Consider the following 17,596-nt stretch of genomic DNA (forward strand, 5'->3'; position numbering starts at 1 on the left):
ATCTAAGCAGACCGAGCGCGAGGAGGTGGGTGGTGTGAACGGGGCGGACCGGGTGTCAGAGGCCGGGGCCGAGTTCGTCGCGTTCGCCCAGTCGCGCCAACCCGACCTCCTTCGGGCGGCCTACCTCGTGTGCGGTGACGTCGGGATCGCGCAGGAGGTGCTGCGGCACGTCTTCGTGACGCTCGCTCGACAGTGGGGCCGGGTCGAGGAGGAACGGCCGGATGCCGTGGTGCGCCATTTGCTCCACCGCGACGCCGTCGCGTCGTGCCGGCGTCGCGAGGCGCCGTCCCAGCGGTACGTGCCTGTCGACGACGATGACAGTGACAGGGACACGGACTGGGACATGGACGAGGACGCGGACCAGCGCCGTCGCGCCGAGGTGATGGCAGCCTTGGACTTGCTCCCTCCCGCTCAGCGGTCCGTCGTCGTCGCCTGCCACCTCGAGGACCACGGTGAGGACGGTGCCGCCCCCATGCTCGGCCGGCCGCTGCGGGTGGTGCGCCGCGAGCACGAGTCCGCCCTCGCGCTGCTCGGGTGGACACCCGACGACGCCGGCGCGAACCTCGAGCTCGCCAGTGAGGACCTGCCAGAGACCGACCTCGTCGGTGACGCCTGGGCGCAGGCCGGCCGACAGCGGCGGGCGATGGTGCGGCGCACCGTGCTCGGCGCAGGGGTGGCCCTCGTCGGCGGCGCCGTGGCCGCGGTGGCGCTGCGCGAGCCCGAGGCGCCACCGGGGCCGCGCCCGGCGCCGACGCCATCGCCGTCCGCGGCCGTCGCCGACGGTCGGCTGCCGCTGCTCACGGTCCAGGGCGTGCGCGTCTACCTCGCACCTGACCCTCGCTCCGAGGCCAACCTGCCCGAGTACCCCCTGCGCGAGGAGCTCGCGTTCCCGCAGGTCCTGGGCGCCGGCCCGGTCGGGGAGCGAGCGGTTCTGGGCGAGCAGGGACTGACCGGGGTGTCGACCGGTGTGCGGGGCGTGTTCATGGTGGCCACCTCGGAAGATCGCTCGTCGCCGGTGCTGTACGCCCCCAACGCGCCGACGCCGTACGTCCTCGTGCCGTCGGTGCGGATGCCGTTGGCGTCGCTGCGCTCCGGACCGCTCGGCCCACGCTCCATCGACGATGACCGGCACCGGGTGGTGTTCCACCGGCCGGCCGCGGTGGTCATCCTCGATGCCAGGGACGGCTCCGTCATCGAGGTGCCGGTGCCCGATCCGACCATCGCCGCGGCCGGCTGGGCGCGTGACGGCCGTACCGTCGTGGCCCGTGGGCGCGACACCGGATGGCTCATCGACCCCGAGAGCTATGGCGTCCGGCGTGCCGAGAACGCCGTGAGCCCCGACTGGTCGGACCTGGTGGACTCCGGTGGCGCCACCGTGTTGCGCACCTTCTCCGGCGAGGGGGAGCTGACCGGCACCAAGGACCTGCGCGGCCCACCGATCGTGCCGCACAGCACGTCGGTCTCCACCACCGAGGGCTGGGTCAGCACGGGCGCCTGGCTCCCGGAGACCTACCAGCGCGAGGTCCAGCGGTCGCAGGGGCTGATGGCGGCCCAGGGTGACCTGCCCCCCATCCCGCGGGTGCTGGCCGCGACCGAGGGCCCGCTCGTGCCGGCCCAGTGCTACCGAGCGCTCGGGTGGGGCCCCTCCGCCGTGGTGTTCCTCGAAGCCCGATCGCAGCGACCGGGCTTCCAGGGCGCGGTGCGCCGGGTGCTCGCCTGGGACGTGACCCGGGCCCGGCTGTGGCGGGTGGCCGACATCGCACCCGCCAGCCTGATGGACGGCGACTTCACGGGGTTCTTCGCGATCTGAGCTTCGTCAGTGCGTCAGTGCGTCAGTGCGTCAGGCCGTCAAGCCGTCGGGCCGGTCGCGATCGGGCGGCTCGGGTCCTCGATCCACTCGCTCCACGAGCCGACGTAGGGGATCGCGTCGATCCCGGCCGTGTGCAGCGCCAGCGCCAGCTGGGCCGCGGTGACGCCTGAACCGCACGTCGTGCCGACCGGGGTGTCGCGGTGCACCCCCGCCGCTGCCGCCGCACGGCGGATCTCCTCCGCCGTGCGGAACGTGCCGTCGGTGTTCTGCAGCTCGCCGACGGGCAGGTTCGTCGAGCCGGGGATGCGCCCGGCGACGCGGTCGATCGGCTCGCTCTCGCCGCGGAACCGCTCCGGGGTGCGGGCGTCGAGCAGCACGCCGGCGCGGGCCATGTCCGCGGCGCCGACGGCATCGAGCACGGGCACCGAGCCCGCGCGCACGGTGAGGTCACCACGCGACGGTGACGGCACGGCATCCGAGACGGGCAACCCGGCCTGCTGCCACGCCGCCAGCCCGCCGTCGAGCACCCTCACCCGCGGGTGGCCCGCCCAGCGCAGCACCCACCAGGCGCGGCCCGCCGACAGGGACGTGCCCTGGTCGTAGACGACCACCTCGTCGTCGTCGTCGATCCCGCAGGCGCGCAGTGCGTCCTCGAGGACCCGCGGGTCGGGCAGCGGATGCCGCCCGCCCGCCCCCGGCGGGCCGGCGAGGGCCGTGTCGAGGTCGAGGTGGGGTGCGCCGGGAAGGTGCGCCGCGGCATGCAGCTCGCGGCCCGGCGTCCCTCGCAGGTTGTACTGCACGTCGAGGACCTTCCCGGCCCCTCGGGACAGGTCGTCGGCCAGGTCAGCGGCGGTCACCAGGGCGCTCATCACGCCATCAAAGCACCGATCGGATGCCGGGCTGGGGGAGGATGGTCGGGTGGCTGGTCAGGTGCGTGTCGTCCTCGTCCACGGTTCGCAGCTGAGCGCGGCGCAGTGGACCCGCTACGCCACCCTGCTCGGGCCCGATGTCGACCTCGCCGTGCCCGACCTGCCGGCACACGGCACGCGTCGGGACGAGGCGTTCACCTGGGAACGCGCGCTCGAGGTGGTGGGGGAGGCCGTCGACGGGGGTGTCCCCGGCGTGCCCGTCGTGCTCGTGGGGCACAGCCTCGGGGGGTACCTGGCGATGGCGTACGCCGCAGCCCACCCGCAGCGCCTGTCCGGACTCGGGCTCCTCGGGTCCTCTGCCGTGCCGGCCGGTCCGGGGGCCGCGCTGTACCGGAGCATCGCCTCGGCGGAACAGCGCCTCGGGGTCGACCGGATGTCGCGGGCGCTGGACCGGCAGTTCGCCGCGATGCTGCCCGAGGAACTGGCGGCCGTCATCAAGGAGGCCGGCTACGGCTTCGACGGCATCCCGGCGGCATGGGCCGGTGTGATGGGCAACTGCCGGCCGGCGATGCTCGGCGAGGTGACCTGCCCGGTGCTGCTCGTCAACGGGCAGCTCGACCAGCTTCGCGTCGACGCCCGGCGCTATGCGCGGGCCGCGGTCAACGCCAGGTGGGTGCGCGTGGTCACCGTGCCCCACGGGCTGCACGTCTTCCCGCTGACCCACCCGCACGAGACGGCGGCAGCTCTGTGGGAGCTGGTCAGCGGGGCGCGCGAATCGTGACGGCACCGCCGACCGCCGGGACGTGTGCGACGGCATCCGAGACGGCCCGCAGGTCGTCGGCGAAGCGGTGACCGGGATCGGTGGTCCAGGCCAGGCGTGAGGTCGGCCAGCCGGAGGGGTGCAGCGTCCCGTAGTGGATCGGCAGCACGTGACGTGCGCCGCTGCGCACGGCCGCCTCGGCCGCCTCTTGCGGACCCATGTGACCGGGGGAGAGCCGAGGCCCCCAGCCTCCGACGGGGAGCAGAGCCAGGTCGATCGGTGCGCCGGCGAGCTGGGGCAGCAGGTGCATGTCGGGGTGCAGCGAGGTGTCACCGGCGAACCACACGACCACCCCGCCGCCGCGCACGAGCATCCCGGTGGCACCGTTGGGCCGGTGCGGCATGGGGCGGGCCTCGTGGTCGGCCCTGACGAGGAGCACCTCGACCCCGGGGGCGATGGAGTGCCAGTCATCGCTGGCGCCATCCCCGACCCCGAGCCGGTGTTTGTCGAGCCAGGCCACGTTGCTCGGCTCGGTGACCACCGGGACGTCGCCGAGGCGCCGCAGGGAGGGCAGGTCGGCGTGGTCGTGGTGCAGGTGGCTGAGCAGCACGGCGTCGACGGCGTCGACGTGGCGGTGCACGGGCAGGTCGTGTCGGCGCCGCAGCGGTCCGAGCCGCGGCCGCAGGAGCGGATCGGTGAGCAGGCGGATCCCGCCGATGTCGAGCAGAACGCTCGCGTGCCCGAGCCAGGTGGCGCGTACTCCGTCGGCTGGGCTCACCGGAGTCACTCTAGAGGGCGCTGGGTCACCCCCCAGCGGGAGCCTCGTCGGTGACGGTAGGTACGGGGCAGTGCTTACTCACGGTCTTCAGCCAGACCCGCAACCGACCTCCAGACGACAGGTGGTGCGCGCCGCCGCGTGGTCGGCCCCCGTCGTGGCCAGCGTCGCCCTCGCGCCGCACGCCGCGGCATCCGGTGGCACGATCGTGTCGCAGTTCTACGACGTGAGCCCGTCGGCGTACAACAGCGCCGGGCGGCCGACGGCTCTCGTGGGCAGCATGTCGTTCGGCAACACGGGGACGCCGAACGTCACCATCAGCACGATCACGGTGACGGTCACGTTGCCTGCGTCGCGGGTGTCAGGTGCCTCGCCCACCAACGTCACCGGCGCCGGGTGGGCCTACACCTCCACGTCCAGCGGTGGGGGCACGCGACTGTTCGTCTTCACGTGGACCGGGTCCTTGCCCGCGTACGGCTCCACGAGCCAGCTGAACTTCACCGTGGCGCTCAACAACACCTCGCCGGGCACGGTCAGTTCAACGGCGACGGCATCGGCATCCGGTGGAAACTCGGTGTCGACCACGGTGACCTGGTCGATCTGACCGGCATTTTGGGTGGTCCGGGCACCCTCGGTCACACTGGGATCACCATGTCTGCCACCACCGCCGTCCTGCCGCCGTTGCACATCGGGCGGCACGTCATCGAGTCGCCGGTGGTGCTCGCACCGATGGCGGGCATCACCAACCGGGCCTTCCGGCGCCTGTGCCGCGAATCCGGCAGCGTGGGTCTGGCGGCCGGGGGCGTGTCGGGTGCCACCAGCCTGTACGTCAGCGAGATGGTCACCTCCCGTGCGCTCGTCGAGCGCAGCACGGAGTCGATGCGGCTGATCTCCCACGACCCGCAGGAGCACCCGCGCTCGGTGCAGCTCTACTCCGTCGACCCGGTGACCGCGGGGCTGGCTGCCCGGATGCTCGTCAGCGAGGACCGGGCCGATCACATCGACCTCAACTTCGGGTGCCCGGTGCCCAAGGTGACCCGCAAGGGTGGCGGGGCGGCCCTGCCGTGGAAGACCGGGCTGTTCCGGTCGATCGTCGCGGCCGTCGTGCGCGAGGCGTCCCCGTACTCGGTGCCCGTCACCGTGAAGATGAGGGTCGGGATCGACGCCGAGCACATCACCTACCTCGACGCCGGGCGGATCGCCGAGGCCGAGGGGGTGGCGGCGGTCGCCCTCCACGGGCGGACGGCATCCCAGGCGTACTCGGGGCAGGCCGACTGGTCGGCGATCGCCCGCCTCAAGGAGGCCGTGACCTCGATCCCCGTGCTCGGCAACGGCGACATCTGGTCGGCCGAGGACGCTCTCGAGATGGTGCGCCAGACCGGGTGCGACGGCGTCGTCGTCGGCCGTGGCTGCCTGGGGCGGCCGTGGCTGTTCGCCGATCTCGCGGCTGCCTTCGCCGGGTCGCAGGTCCGGGTGCGCCCGGGCCTGCGCGAGGTGACGGCGACCCTACGGCGGCACACCGAGTACCTCGTGGACTTCTACGACGGCGACGAGCAGCGGGCCTGCCGCGACATCCGCAAGCACATCGCCTGGTACCTCAAGGGCTTCCCGGCGGGGTCGACCGTGCGCCACCAGCTGGCTCTGGTCGACAGCCTCCAGGCGCTCGACGACCTCATCGGCACCATGGACCTCGATTCCCCGTGGCCCGGCGAGGCGGCCGAGGGCCAGCGGGGCCGGGCCGGCTCGCCCCGGGTGGTGGCCCTGCCGGAGAACTGGTTGCGCTCGCGCGAGCTCGACGAGGCCCAGGCCGCTCAGGTGGCGCAGGCCGAGCTGAGCGTCTCCGGCGGCTGACCCCCCACGGGCGGGAGGCCAGTACCGAGGCCTCACTGCACGAAGGTGGGGTCATGGCAGCACTTTCGTGCACGCGGGCTGGGCTGGCGGGTGTCCACCAAGCAGTGGCGGCGATTGGGACGGGGCATCTACCAGGCCCAGACAGGCTGACCGGAGTCGGCCATGTGCACGAAGGTGGGGTCATGGCACCACTTTCGTGCACCCCGGCCGGGCATGAGGCGGCATCATGCCCGGCCGTCAGGGGGCATCGCTATCGTCGGGCGCATGACTGATCAGATCGGGACGCCGGGAGGCACACCCGAGCGGCCGGCACTGTTCTTCGCCGACGCCGCCGAGTTCGGTCGGTGGCTGGAGAGGCACCACGCCACCGACACCGAGCTGTGGATGGGGTTCTACCGCAAGCACCACCCGGATGCCGGGCTCCAGTGGGCCGAGGCGGTGCGCGAGGCGCTGTGCTGGGGGTGGATCGACAGCATGGCGCAGGGCATCGACGAGCACACCCGTCGCCAGCGCTGGACGCCGCGCAAGAAGGGCAGCAACTGGTCGGCCATCAACATCGCCGCGGTGGCCGAGCTCACCGAGGCAGGCCGGATGCAACCGGCAGGGCTGGCCGCCTTCGCCCTTCGCCGCGAGGACCGGTCCGGCGTCTACGCCTACGAGACACGCGAGCTCGACCTGACCCCCGCCTATGCAGCCATGCTCGAGGCCGACGTGGTGGCCAACGCCTTTTGGGGCGCTGCCACCAACAGCTACCGCAAGCTCGCCGTCAACTGGGTCATGACCGCCAAGCAGGAGAAGACCCGCGACTCGCGGATGACCCAGCTGGTCGCCGACTGCGCCGCTGGGCAGATGATCAAGATGCAGCGCTATGGCACAACACCGTCCTGGGTCGCGAGGGCCGCCGCAGCCGGAGCAGCAGCCGCAGCAGGTGAGGGTGGCGACAGCGCCCACCCCGCTGAGTGACTCCAGCCGCCGTAGGCTCCACGTCGTGACGTACACCGACCGCGACCGTGAGCGCTGGGTCGCCGAGGACCCGGCCTTCAAGCGCGCCGACCGCGACGACTTCGCCCGCGACCGGGCCCGACTCCTGCATTCCGCCAGCCTGCGTCGGCTGTCGGCGAAGACCCAGGTGGTCACCCCCGGCAGCGACGACTTCGTCCGCAACAGGTTGACGCACTCGCTCGAGGTCGCCCAGATCGGCCGCGAGTTCGGCGCCGCTCTCGGCTGCAACGCCGACGTCGTCGACACCGCGTGCCTGGCCCACGACCTCGGGCACCCCCCGTTCGGGCACAACGGCGAAACGGCGTTGGATGCCGTGGCAGCCGGGATCGGCGGTTTCGAGGGCAACGCGCAGACCCTGCGCTTGCTCACGCGACTCGAGGCCAAACGCACCCGGCCCGACGGCCGCTCGGCGGGGCTGAACCTCACGCGGGCCAGCCTCGACGCCACGACGAAGTACCCGTGGCGGCGGGGTGCCGGCCCGAGGCCCACCGTCAAGTTCGGGGTCTACGACGACGACCTGGACGTCTTCGAGTGGTTCCGCGAGGGTGTGCAGCCCGGTCGCCGGTCCGCCGAGGCCGAGGTGATGGACTGGTCCGACGACGTGGCGTACTCCGTGCACGACGTGGAGGACGCCATCGCCTCCGGGTGGCTGGACCCACAGAGGCTGCGCGACCCCAGTGACGTCGACGCGGTGCTGGCCGTCGCGGGGGAGATCTACGAGCCCGACCTGTCGCCGGACGAACTCGGTGCGGCCCTGGAACGCCTCCTCGCCACCGGCGCCGTGCCGTCTGCGTACGACGGGTCGCGCCCGGCCCTGGCAGCCCTGAAGGACATGACCTCACACCTCATCGGACGGTTCGTGACTGCCGTCGAGCAGGCCACCCGGGCCGAGCACGGCCCGCAGCCACTGACCCGGCACACCGGGCGGCTCGTCGTCCCCCGCGCTGCTCGGGCCGAGTGCGCCGTTCTCAAGGCCGTGGCGGCACACTTCGTCATGCACGCTGCCGAACGGGTGGCCCTCTACGCGCGCCAGCGGGACGTCATCGCGGGTCTGGTCGCGGCCTACGAGCACGATCCCCACCGGCTGGACCCGGACCTGCGTGGCGACTGGGAGGCCGCGGCCGATGAGGGGGCGGCGCTGCGAGTGCTCGTCGACCAGGTTGCCTCCCTCACCGACGTCCGGGCTCTCACCCTGCACCGCAGGTGGTGTCGCGACACGCCGTAGAACTGTTCCCAACACATGCTTCGGCACCTTCCGCACGGACGAGCGCCAGGCCAGCAAGTGATCTGACGAGTCGGTGTGACGACCTAGACTCACGGCACACCGGAAAGGATGGTTCGTGGCGGGTCGGATCAGGGCAGAAGACATCGCGGCGGTCAAGGAGCGCACGTCCATCGAGGACGTCATCCGGGACCACGTGACGCTGCGTCCTGCCGGGGTCGGCTCGCTGAAGGGGTTGTGCCCCTTCCACGACGAGAAGTCACCGAGTTTCACGGTTCGCCCCGCGGTCGGTAGTTACCACTGCTTCGGGTGCGGTGAGGGCGGTGACGTCATCTCCTTCGTCCAGAAGGTCGAGCACCTCACCTTCACCGAGTCCATCGAACGTCTGGCCAGCAAGATCGGCTTCGAGCTGCGTTACGAGGAGGGCGGTGGTCCCCGCGACGGTGGGGTCTCGCTCGGCAAGCGCTCGCGGTTGATCGAGGCGCACCGGGTCGCCCAGGAGTTCTACGCCGAGGTCCTGCAGGACCGCACCACTGCGGAGGCCAGGCCCGGTCGGGACTTCCTGCGCGAGCGCGGCTTCGATGGCGCGTCCGCGGAGCGCTTCGGCATCGGGTTCGCCCCGCGCAGCGGTGAGGCGCTCACGCGTCACCTTCGCGGGCGCGGCTTCACCGAGGACGAGATCGTCACCGGGGGGCTCACCGGCCGCGGTAGCCGTGGGCTGTACGACCGGTTCCGGGGGCGGCTGGTCTGGCCGATCAGGGACACCACCGGCGACACCGTGGGCTTCGGCGCCCGGCGCGTCCTCGACGACGACCGCATCGCGGCCAAGTACCTGAACACCTCCGAGACGCCGATCTACAAGAAGTCCCAGGTGCTGTACGGCCTGGATGCCGCGAAGAAGGCCATCTCGACGCAGCGACTCGCCGTGGTGGTCGAGGGATACACCGACGTCATGGCGGCGCACCTGTCCGGTGTCGAGGGTGCGGTTGCCACGTGCGGGACGTCGTTCGGCATCGATCACATCAAGATCCTGCGCCGCATCATGCGTGACGAGACCGACGGCCCGCAGGCCCGCGTGGTGTTCACCTTCGATGGGGATGCCGCTGGCCAGAAGGCGGCCATGCGAGCGTTCGCGGAGGACCAGCGGTGGGCCGCGCAGTCCTTCGTCGCCGTGGCTCCGGACGGGATGGACCCGTGTGAGCTGCGGCTGGCCAAGGGGGATGCATCGGTGCGCGCCCTCGTCGACGACGCCGTGCCGATGTTCGAGTTCGCCGTCCGCACGACGATCCGTCGCTTCGACTTGGAGACCGCCGAAGGTCGCGTTCAGGCGATGAAGGCGGTCGCCCCGATCATCGGGTCCATCCGCGACACCAGCCTGCGGCCCGAGTACACCCGCACCGTGTCCGGCTGGCTCGGTATCGAGGTCGAACAGCTGGCCGCTGAGGTCAAGAAGGCGGGCCGGCTCAAGCACGACGACAGTGCTGACCGGCAGCCGCGACCGGCCAGCACCGACGAGGTGCTCGAGCCCGGCCCGTTCGAGCTCGCCCAGCTCCCCGCCCCGGACCTGCGCGATCCTGTGGTCCTCACCGAACGGCAGCTGCTCCAGGCGCTCATCCAGTACCCGCAGCAGTTCTCCGACGCCGACGTCGACGTGCTCGTCCCCGAGGCGTTCGCCGCCCCGGTCCACCGTGCTGTGTTCGACGGCATCCGCATCGCCGGCCACGCTGCCCGGCGCGCGTCGACGATGGCGTGGGTGACCGCGGTGACCGATGCCTGCGCGCTGGGAGTGCGAGGCTTCGTCGCCCAGTTGTCGGTGGCTCCGCTGCCCACGAAGTTCGACCCGTCGACAGGGTTACCGCCGCAGCGCTACCTCAACTCGCTCGTCGCCGGTGTCCGAGACGCCCACCTCGGACGCCGCATCGCCGACGCGATGGCGTCGGTGCGCCGACTGCAGAACGACCCAGATGCTGATCCCGCCGAGCTTCAGGAGCGCTCCATGGCCTTGCACCGTCTCGAACTCGACCGCGTCGCCCTGCGAGAGGCGGGCACGTCATGAGGCTCGAGTGGACTGGCCTGCGCCGACCCTCGGTGCCCCCCGAGGTCGCTGAGGCCATCGACCCGGCAGACGGCGAGAAGTTGCTGGCCTGGGCCCGCGACGTGGGCACAGGAGCCACCGTGGTGGCCGGGCGCCACCGCCTGTATGCCGTGGCACCAGACCCTGAGGGCGCGCGGGTGATTATGTCGCGGCCGTGGCACCTCGTCGACGCGGGATCGTGGGGTGGTGAGGACGGCATCCTCAAGATCACCTGGGTGGACGGGCAACGACCGACGCGCTTCCAGCTCACCGAGCTCGGGATGTTCCCCGAGACGCTGCGAGAGCGGGTCCAGGCCTCGGTCGTGCTCGCCGAGACCCTCGATCTCGGGGGCCGGCGGACTGCCAAGGTGGTGGTCCGCAAGGACCTCGCGACCGGTGGTCTGCTCAGCCAGGCGGTCCTCGGCCCCGGTGTGCGCAGCGCCGATCCCGGTGTGGCCGAGCAGGTCTCCGACGGCCTGCGGCGGGTGCGCGAGCAGGTGGGGCTGGACTGAGTCCGGGCCGTTTTCGTGGCTGCTGCTGACCTTTGCTAGGGTGTGCGAGCGCTACCGCGGCGATCCCGTGGTGGCCTTTCCCCTGTAGCTCAATTGGCAGAGCAGCCGACTGTTAATCGGCAGGTTGTTGGTTCGAGTCCAACCGGGGGAGCAGTCACAAGGGGCCCCTGACCTGCGGAAACGCCAGTTCGGGGGCCTTTCTGCTGGTGGTTGCAGCGACTATGCATCGTTCGTCGCTCCCGTGCCGCAGGTCTGGGCGGCCGCCGCAGCTGGCCGCAAGCGGCCTCATGGCTGGACGGGGCATAACGCGTCGCGTTATGCTCGATGGGTGATCAGGTCGTTCGGGGACGCGCCCACCGAGCGGCTCTGGGCACGACAACGCACCAAGAGGCTCGACCCCCGGATCGAACGAACCGCACTACGCAAGCTGGTCATGCTGGATGCCGCCGAAGTCCTGGACGACCTCAAGGTCCCGCCTGGGAACCGGCTTGAAGCGCTCAAGGGCGACCGAGCGGGACAGCACAGCATCCGGATCAACCAGCAGTGGCGGGTCTGCTTCGTCTGGACCCCAGCCGGCCCCGAAGACGTCGAGATCGTCGACTACCACTAGAAGGAGGCACACATGGCAACCATTGCGCCCATCCACCCCGGGGAGGTGCTCCTCGAGGAGTTCCTCGTCCCTTTGGAGGTCACCCAGCACCGGCTGGCCGTCTCCATCGGGGTCCCCCCACGACGGATCAACGAGATCGTCCACGGCAAGCGCCGGATCACGGCCGACACCGCGCTGCGGCTGGCCCGCTTCTTCGCGACCACCGACCGGTTCTGGCTCAACCTCCAGACCCGCTACGACCTTGAAATCGAAAAGGACCACCTCGGCGGCGCTCTGGAAAACATCCAGCCCCTACAGAGCGCCTGACACTCACGCATCGCGGCACATCCGGACGGATGCGCCGCCGGACGTGCAATGGGCGCGAGTTCTGCTGGCCACACGCACAAATCAGGTTGTTGGTTCGAGTCCAACCGGGGGAGCACGCGAACGGCCCCACTCCTTGGCGGAGTGGGGCCGTTGTGCATCTTCGGGCTCAGGCGTCGTCGCCGTGGCCCTTGCGACGCTCACGGGCGGACTGGACGAAGTCGGTGGCGGCTTCCTCCGCCGACTCGATCCCGGCACCGATGATGCGGGTGCCGTGGGTTGCGGGCTCGCCGGGCTCACCCTGGCCCTGGATCATCGTGGGCGCCACCGTGGTGACCGGGCCCGCGGTGGTTCCGCGGCGGTTGAGCCGCCGTTCCACCCAGGTGGCCACACGGGTCAGTCCGTAGTTGATCGCGATGAACAGGGCAGCACACACGATCAGGGCCGGCACCGTGTTGGCGTACGCGGACCCGGCGGTCTTCGACCAGGTCAGCAGCTCTTGGTACGTGATGGCGGTGCCGAGTGCGGAGTCCTTGAGCACGACGACGAACTGGCTGATCAGGGCTGGCAGCATGGCCGTCAGCGCCTGCGGCAGCTGGATCGTGCGCAGGGTCTGCGACGGGGTGAGCCCGATCGACAGTCCCGCTTCCGACTGCCCCTTGGGCAGTGAGTGCACACCGGAGCGCACGAGCTCGGCGATGACCGAGCCGTTGTACAGCGTCAGGGCGAGGACGACCGCGGCCAGCGGGCCCTGGCTGCTCGGCACGATCGTGCTGGTGGCGAAGTAGCCGAAGTACAGGAAGATCATCATCATCAGCACAGGCACCGAGCGGAAGAACTCGACCACCGCGCCGCTGACCCACCGGATGGCCTTGACGTGCGAGAGGCGGCCCATGCCGAAGATCAGGCCGAAGATGCCAGCGAAGATGACCGACAGGACGGCTGCCTTCAGCGTGCCGATGAGGCCGGGAATCAGGTAGTCGACCCACAGCGACGAATCGGTGACGAACGGCTTCCACTTGGCACCGTCGAGCTGACCCGCCTCGGCAAGTCGACTCAGGACCACGTAGAGGACGGCACCCGCGAGCAGCACCCCCACGCCGGTGAGGATGGCGTGCCGCTGGCGGGCCTTGGGGCCCGGGGCGTCGAACAGGACGTTCTGCGCGCTCATCGCTTCACCGCCAGCCGCTGGCTCAGGTTGGTCGCCAGCACCCCGATGGGCAGGGTCAGGACGACGAAGATCATGGCGATGACGAAGAAGACACCCAGCTGTGCGCCCTCGTTCTCGGTGATCGTCGCGAGCAGCTTGGCGGTGTCAGCGACACCGACCACGGCGGCGACCGTGGTGTTCTTGATGAGGGCGATGAGCACCGAGCCCAGCGGAGCGATGGACCCCCGGAAGGCCTGGGGAAGCAGGACCTCGCGCAACGACTGGCTGAAGGTCAGCCCGATGGAGCGGGCCGCCTCGGCCTGACCGGCCGGAACTGTGTTGACGCCGCTGCGGATCGCCTCACACACGAATGCCGCGTGGTACGCGGAGAGGCCGACGACCGCCCAGCGGAAGGCATCCTTGGACAGGTCCTGGGAGAGCTGTAGCCCCACGAGGAGCGAGAGCCCGAGAACGCACAGGGTCAGCAGCACCGTGAGTGGGGTGTTGCGGAAGATGTTGACGTAGCTGGTGCCGATCCCGCGCAGCACGGCCACGGGCGACACGCGCAGCACGGCCACGATGGTGCCGAGGATCAGCGCACCGATAGCGGACAGCACTGACAGTTGGATGGTCACCCAGACGGCGGCTGCCACGTCGTAGTTGCTGAGAGTCTCGAGCATCACTCACCTTTCATGGTGCGACGGGGTGTGCCGCCCGCTCCCGGGGAAGCGGGCGGCACACGTCCGACGAGTCGATCAGGAGCAGGCGTCGGGCGTGGGGGGGTTGCCGGCAGGCGCCTTGTACCCGGCCGGGCCGAGGTTGGCGTCCACGGCCTTCTGCCACGAGCCGTCCTCGACCATCTTCTTCAGGGCCGCGTTGACCTTCTCGCACAGGGCGACGTCGCCCTTCTTGAGGCCGACGCCGTAGCGCTCCTCGGAGAACGGCGCCCCGACGACCTTGAGCTTGCCCTTGTTGGCTTCCTGCGCGGCGTAGCCGGCGAGGATGGTGTCGTCGGTGGTGAGCGCGTCAACGCCATTGCCGAGCAGTGCCGCCAGGCACTCGGAGTAGGTGCCGAACTCGACCAGGTTGACCCCGGCGACCTTGTCCTTGACCTTCTGGGCGGAGGTCGAGCCGGTCACCGAGCACAGCTTCTTGCCGTCGAGGGTGTCCGGGCCGGTGATGGAGGTGTCGTCGGCGCGAACCAGCAGGTCCTGACCGGCGATGAAGTACGGGCCGCCGAAGGAGATCTTCTCCTTGCGGGCGTCGGTGATGGAGTAGGTCGCGAAGATCAGGTCGACCTGGCCGCTGGAGATGAGCGTCTCGCGCTGCGCGCTCGGGGACTGCACGAACGTGATGTCGCCCTCGGCGGTGCCGAGTTCCTTGGCAACATACTTGGCGACGTCGACGTCGAGGCCGGTGTACTGGTCACCGACCTTCAGGCCGAGCCCGGGCTGGTCGAACTTGATGCCGATCTTGAGGCCGGAACCGCCCTCGCCGCCCTCGCTCCCGCCGTCGTCTGAGCCACAGGCGCTGAGGCCGAGGGCCAGTACGGCCGCCGCGGCGACCATGCTGATGCGTCGTGTCGTCATGGGTGATTCCTTACTTGTTGGGGACTGAAACGGTGGTGCTGGACGAAAGGTCAGTGGGTGAGGATCTTGCCGAGGAAGTCCTTGGCGCGATCGCTCTTGGGGTTGGTGAAGAACTCCTCGGGCGTGGCCATCTCGACGATCTGGCCGTCCGCGAGGAAGACCACCCGGTCGGCGACCTTGCGCGCGAACCCCATCTCGTGGGTCACGACGACCATGGTCATGCCGCTGTTGGCGAGCTCGACCATGACGTCGAGGACCTCGTTGATCATCTCGGGGTCGAGGGCCGAGGTGGGCTCGTCGAAGAGCATGACCTTGGGGTCCATCGCCAGGGAGCGGGCGATGGCGACGCGCTGTTGCTGACCACCGGAGAGCTGGGCCGGGTACTTCGCCGCCTGGTGGGCGATGCCGACCCGCTCGAGAAGCTCCATGGCCCGCTTGTCGGCGTCGGCCTTGTTCATCTTGCGGACCTTGATCGGCCCGAGCGTGACGTTCTCGAGGATCGTCTTGTGCGCGAAGAGGTTGAAGGACTGGAACACCATGCCCACGTCGGCGCGCAGGTCGGCCAGCGCCTTGCCCTCCTCGGGCAGCTTCTGGCCGTCGATGGTGATCGAGCCGGACTCGTAGGTCTCGAGCCGGTTGATCGTGCGGCACAGGGTCGACTTTCCCGACCCGGAGGGGCCGATGAGGATGACGACCTCGCCCTTGCCGACGGTGAGGTTGATGTCCTTGAGGACGTGGAGCGCTCCGAAGTGTTTGTTGACACCCTCCATGACGACGAGGGGCTGCTTCGGGGCGCTGTCGCGGACGACCTGTGGCTCTGTCATGCAGAGAACCTAGCGACTGATGCAAGGGTGTGCGCGCCGTCACAGCCGGGTTTCGAGCGATCGGCCCCAATCGCTACCGAACCGAGACCTTTACGCGTCAAGCATCTCGACGCGATGCGCCTACGCGATCCACACCTTGCGCAGGGTCTCGGTGATGGTCCACTCGGTGCGTTCCCCGGCCCGCAACCGCACCGCGACGCCCGGGGTGAGGCCGAGCCGCTCGCCGTCCTCGAAGGTCACCGTGCCGTGCCCCGAGACCACCACGAACACCTCGTCGACCTCGGTGTCCCGAGCGGAACCCTGCGTCATCTCCCACAACCCGACCTCGCAGGTGGGGAGGGCGTCCAGCGTCAGGACGGCAGTGGTCGGCGACCCGTGCAGGACGTCGTCGCGAGACAACGCGTCGTGGGCGAGGGAAGCGGTGGTGACGTCGGGGCTGAGAAGGCGCGGCGGCATACGGGAGATGGTGGCACGGCATCCGGATGCCGTGGCGCGGCGTGGGTGCCCGAGCGCGGCATGATGGCGCCATGACGACCGACCCGGTGGCTGTGCGGGCCTCCCTCGCCGACGCGATCCCTGATGTCTTCTGGACCGATCGGCCCGAGCGGCCGACGCCGCGGGCAGCGCTCACCGGCTCGGGGCACCGGGCCGACCTGGTCATCGTCGGCGGCGGCTTCACCGGCCTGTGGGCTGCCGTGCAGGCCAAGGAGGACAACCCCTCGCGCGAGGTCGTGCTGCTCGAGCGCGGCCGGTTCGGGGTGGCGGCATCGGGTCGAAACGGCGGCTTCGTCTCGCCCTCGCTGACCCACGGCCTGGCGCAGGGCCTGGCCTGCTGGCCCGAGGAGATCGAGACCCTCGAGCGGCTCGGTGCGCAGAACATGGCCGACCTGGCGGACAGCCTCACCCGGCACGGCATCGACGCCGACTTCCACGTGCCCGGCGAGATCACGATGGCGCTCACCGCGCACCAGGCGGGCACGGTGCGTGAGGGCTACGAACTCCACCGGGCGCACGGCATCCCCGTCACCCACCTCGATGCCGCCGAGGCGCGTGCCCGCGTCAACTCGCCCCGCTACCTGTCGGGCTTCCTCGACCCGACGGTCGGCCTGGTCGACCCGGCCCGGCTGGTGTGGGGGCTGGCCGACGCCGCCGAGCGGCTCGGGGTCCGGCTGCACGAGGACACCTCGGTGACAGGGTTCGACGCCGACATCTCCGGCCTCACGGTGCGCACCGAGTGGGGGAGTGTGCGCACCGATCGGGTCGTGCTCGGCACCGGGGCCTTCCGCGGGCCGCTCAAGCGGCTGGCGCACTACACGTTGCCCGTCTACGACCACGTGCTCATGACCGAGCCGCTGTCCACGGCGCATCTGGATGCCGTGGGCTGGCAGGGGCGCGAAGGCCTCACCGACGCGGGCAACCAGTTCCACTACTACCGGCGCACCCTGGATGACCGGGTGCTCTTCGGTGGGTACGACGCGAACTACCACTTCCCGGGGCGGATCGACCCGCGGCTGGAGCAGTCGGCATCCCACGACCTGCTGGCGCGGCACTTCTTCGAGATCTTCCCCCAGCTGCAGGGGCTGCGCTTCACCCACCGGTGGGCCGGGGTCATCGACACGACGACCCGGTTCACCCCGGTGTTCGGCACGGCACTGGGCGGGCGGCTGTCCTATGCCGTGGGCTACACGGGGCTCGGCGTCGCGTCGACCAGGTTCGGTGCGCGGGTGGCGCTCGACCTCGTCGACGGGCGTGACACCGAGGTGACTGCCCTGGAGTTGGTGCGCAAGAAGCCGCTGCCGTTCCCGCCCGAGCCGTTCCGGTACGTCGGGGTGCGCGCGACCCGGGCGAGCCTGGCGGCCGAGGACCGCACCGGCCGGCGCAACCTGTGGCTGCGGGCCATGGATGCCGTCGGCATCGGCTTCGACAGCTGACCCCCGCGCTTTTCCTCCCCCATGAGGGAAGCCCGGGGTTCGCACGGCACCTTCATCCCGTGTGAACCTCGTGTCTGCCCTGCGATGACTCGCTGAGCCGAAAACCAGTGGCGCCCCGGCGCTGCGAGGAGCGATCCTCGTCTGACGCACCCGCGACCACGACAAGGACACCGCAGACATGCCAGCGAACCAGAACCGATACCAGGGCAGCACCGTGCTGCTCGGCGTCGACGTGCTGCGTCCCTGCGCGCGTCAAGGATTCCGTTCGAGGCGACCCCTCCACGCTGGCGACTGACCCCAGTCACCACTGCTGT

Annotated in this window: 18 protein-coding genes and 1 tRNA gene; 12 read left to right on the top strand and 7 right to left on the bottom strand. The window is 70.5% G+C overall.

Annotated elements, in window-relative coordinates; genetic code table 11:
* The first annotated feature begins 34 nt into the window (after positions 1-34).
* On the top strand, positions 35-1,810 hold the full coding sequence (locus C8E84_RS01030) for a SigE family RNA polymerase sigma factor (protein ID WP_159898706.1): 1,776 nt from the start codon (positions 35-37) through the stop codon (positions 1,808-1,810).
* Positions 1,811-1,848: 38 nt separating this feature from the next.
* Here C8E84_RS01030 and C8E84_RS01035 read toward each other — a convergent pair whose 3' ends face one another.
* Entirely contained in the window at positions 1,849-2,679 is an 831-nt protein-coding gene (locus C8E84_RS01035; RefSeq protein WP_159898708.1) for a sulfurtransferase, read from the bottom strand.
* Between the two features lie 49 nt (positions 2,680-2,728).
* Between C8E84_RS01035 and C8E84_RS01040 the strand changes: the two genes are divergently transcribed.
* Positions 2,729-3,460, top strand: a complete 732-nt coding sequence (locus C8E84_RS01040; protein WP_159898710.1) for an alpha/beta fold hydrolase — start codon at positions 2,729-2,731, stop codon at positions 3,458-3,460.
* Here C8E84_RS01040 and C8E84_RS01045 read toward each other — a convergent pair.
* Complete coding sequence (locus tag C8E84_RS01045; RefSeq protein ID WP_159898712.1) at positions 3,438-4,217, bottom strand: MBL fold metallo-hydrolase; 780 nt, start codon at positions 4,215-4,217, stop codon at positions 3,438-3,440. The genes C8E84_RS01040 and C8E84_RS01045 overlap by 23 nt on opposite strands.
* A 124-nt stretch (positions 4,218-4,341) precedes the next feature.
* Here C8E84_RS01045 and C8E84_RS01050 point away from each other — a divergent pair, with 124 nt between their 5' ends.
* The 9 genes from C8E84_RS01050 (at position 4,342) to C8E84_RS01090 (ending at position 11,791) form a co-directional block, all read left to right on the top strand.
* Positions 4,342-4,818 (top strand): hypothetical protein, encoded by a 477-nt coding sequence (locus C8E84_RS01050; RefSeq protein WP_159898714.1) that lies wholly within the window; start codon positions 4,342-4,344, stop codon positions 4,816-4,818.
* A 47-nt stretch (positions 4,819-4,865) separates the two neighbouring features.
* Entirely contained in the window at positions 4,866-6,065 is a 1,200-nt protein-coding gene (gene dusB, locus C8E84_RS01055) for a tRNA dihydrouridine synthase DusB (protein WP_159898716.1), read from the top strand.
* A 264-nt stretch (positions 6,066-6,329) separates the two neighbouring features.
* The gene (locus C8E84_RS01060; protein WP_159898718.1) at positions 6,330-7,028 is read left to right on the top strand and encodes a YdeI/OmpD-associated family protein; all 699 of its coding nucleotides are present in this window, start codon (positions 6,330-6,332) and stop codon (positions 7,026-7,028) included.
* Positions 7,029-7,053: 25 nt separating this feature from the next.
* Positions 7,054-8,292, top strand: a complete 1,239-nt coding sequence (locus C8E84_RS01065) for a deoxyguanosinetriphosphate triphosphohydrolase (RefSeq protein ID WP_246196709.1) — start codon at positions 7,054-7,056, stop codon at positions 8,290-8,292.
* A gap of 115 nt (positions 8,293-8,407) precedes the next feature.
* The gene (gene dnaG, locus C8E84_RS01070) at positions 8,408-10,345 is read left to right on the top strand and encodes a DNA primase (RefSeq protein WP_159898722.1); all 1,938 of its coding nucleotides are present in this window, start codon (positions 8,408-8,410) and stop codon (positions 10,343-10,345) included.
* On the top strand, positions 10,342-10,875 hold the full coding sequence (locus C8E84_RS01075) for a hypothetical protein (protein ID WP_159898724.1): 534 nt from the start codon (positions 10,342-10,344) through the stop codon (positions 10,873-10,875). Before dnaG ends, C8E84_RS01075 begins: the two co-directional genes overlap by 4 nt.
* 78 nt (positions 10,876-10,953) lie before the next feature.
* Positions 10,954-11,026 (top strand) — tRNA-Asn (locus tag C8E84_RS01080).
* 177 nt (positions 11,027-11,203) lie between these two features.
* Positions 11,204-11,485: a type II toxin-antitoxin system RelE/ParE family toxin gene (locus C8E84_RS01085; RefSeq protein ID WP_159898726.1), complete on the top strand. Its 282-nt coding sequence runs from the start codon at positions 11,204-11,206 to the stop codon at positions 11,483-11,485.
* A 12-nt stretch (positions 11,486-11,497) separates the two neighbouring features.
* Positions 11,498-11,791 (top strand): HigA family addiction module antitoxin, encoded by a 294-nt coding sequence (locus C8E84_RS01090; protein WP_048700103.1) that lies wholly within the window; start codon positions 11,498-11,500, stop codon positions 11,789-11,791.
* Positions 11,792-11,957: 166 nt separating this feature from the next.
* On the opposite strand, the gene C8E84_RS01095 is transcribed toward C8E84_RS01090, so the two are convergent.
* The 5 genes from C8E84_RS01095 to C8E84_RS01115 all read right to left on the bottom strand — a co-directional run bounded on the left by C8E84_RS01095 (position 11,958) and on the right by C8E84_RS01115 (position 15,807).
* Positions 11,958-12,959 (bottom strand): amino acid ABC transporter permease, encoded by a 1,002-nt coding sequence (locus C8E84_RS01095; RefSeq protein WP_159898728.1) that lies wholly within the window; start codon positions 12,957-12,959, stop codon positions 11,958-11,960.
* A complete protein-coding gene (locus C8E84_RS01100) occupies positions 12,956-13,618 on the bottom strand; it encodes an amino acid ABC transporter permease (RefSeq protein WP_159898730.1) in 663 nt (220 codons plus the stop codon). The genes C8E84_RS01095 and C8E84_RS01100 overlap by 4 nt, the downstream gene beginning before the upstream one ends.
* A 75-nt stretch (positions 13,619-13,693) precedes the next feature.
* A complete protein-coding gene (locus C8E84_RS01105) occupies positions 13,694-14,527 on the bottom strand; it encodes a glutamate ABC transporter substrate-binding protein (RefSeq protein WP_159898732.1) in 834 nt (277 codons plus the stop codon).
* 50 nt (positions 14,528-14,577) lie between these two features.
* Positions 14,578-15,351: an amino acid ABC transporter ATP-binding protein gene (locus C8E84_RS01110; protein ID WP_159898734.1), complete on the bottom strand. Its 774-nt coding sequence runs from the start codon at positions 15,349-15,351 to the stop codon at positions 14,578-14,580.
* Between the two features lie 120 nt (positions 15,352-15,471).
* Positions 15,472-15,807 carry a cupin domain-containing protein gene (locus tag C8E84_RS01115; RefSeq protein WP_159898736.1) on the bottom strand — a complete coding sequence of 112 codons (336 nt, stop codon included), beginning with the start codon at positions 15,805-15,807 and terminating at the stop codon, positions 15,472-15,474.
* A gap of 71 nt (positions 15,808-15,878) precedes the next feature.
* Here C8E84_RS01115 and C8E84_RS01120 point away from each other — a divergent pair, with 71 nt between their 5' ends.
* Positions 15,879-17,282 (top strand): NAD(P)/FAD-dependent oxidoreductase, encoded by a 1,404-nt coding sequence (locus tag C8E84_RS01120; protein ID WP_159898738.1) that lies wholly within the window; start codon positions 15,879-15,881, stop codon positions 17,280-17,282.
* Positions 17,283-17,596: the final 314 nt, after the last annotated feature.

It is taken from the genome of Ornithinibacter aureus, assembly GCF_009858245.1.
Lineage (GTDB): Bacteria > Actinomycetota > Actinomycetes > Actinomycetales > Dermatophilaceae > Fodinibacter > Fodinibacter aureus.